Raw genomic sequence first — 708 nt, forward strand, 5'->3', positions numbered from 1 at the left:
TTGATTGGGATCCTGAAGTTCAATGTAGTTGCCAGTGATCAGGATCCGATCCGATTTAACGGTATCCTCGGCTCTGACGGGCACTTTAATGCCTGTAAAACTAAAATCCTGAGAATGCGTAATGATATTGTTTAAAATTTGTAAATCCGTGCAGGACGCGCAACCGATGCCGACATTGCCGACATTGGTCACCTTATTGCCTGTAATTATCACATTGCTGAAAGACTCTTCGGTCGCATAACCGGGATCGACACTGATGCCCCAGCAGGTCTGTTCAGCTGCGCCAATGTCTTCAAAAACCGTATTGTCTTTAATGGTCAGATCCTGCACGACCCCATGAACCACCAATGATACGCCCGCGCATTTGCCGGCAACGAAAGCCGACTTGTTTAAAATGTTGTTAGAAATGGTAATGCCGGAGTTATTGGCCCCGGAGATATAAATGTTATGGTTAAATATTTTCTGGCCAAAGCCGTTATTGATGAATTTATTATTGTCTATGACACAATCATTACAACCGCCCAGCCAACCTTGACCTTTATTATTCATGATTTGCGAATTCCTTAATACGACATTCTCATTGATTTTGTTGGCGCCGGGATTGGGCGGATTAGCGCCCGCCGAGTATATGCCAATATCAAAGCCATCAATTGTAACGCCCTCAATTGTGACATAGTCCACGTCGTTGAACAGGAAAATACCATTTCC

General features: G+C 44.2%; 1 pseudogene. It reads right to left on the reverse strand.

The features are described from left to right. A pseudogene (locus tag IT781_RS22055) lies at nt 1-708 on the reverse strand (right-handed parallel beta-helix repeat-containing protein); the annotation flags it as partial.

The sequence above is a fragment of the Methylobacter sp. BlB1 genome (genome assembly GCF_015476545.1).
Classification (GTDB): domain Bacteria; phylum Pseudomonadota; class Gammaproteobacteria; order Methylococcales; family Methylomonadaceae; genus Methylobacter.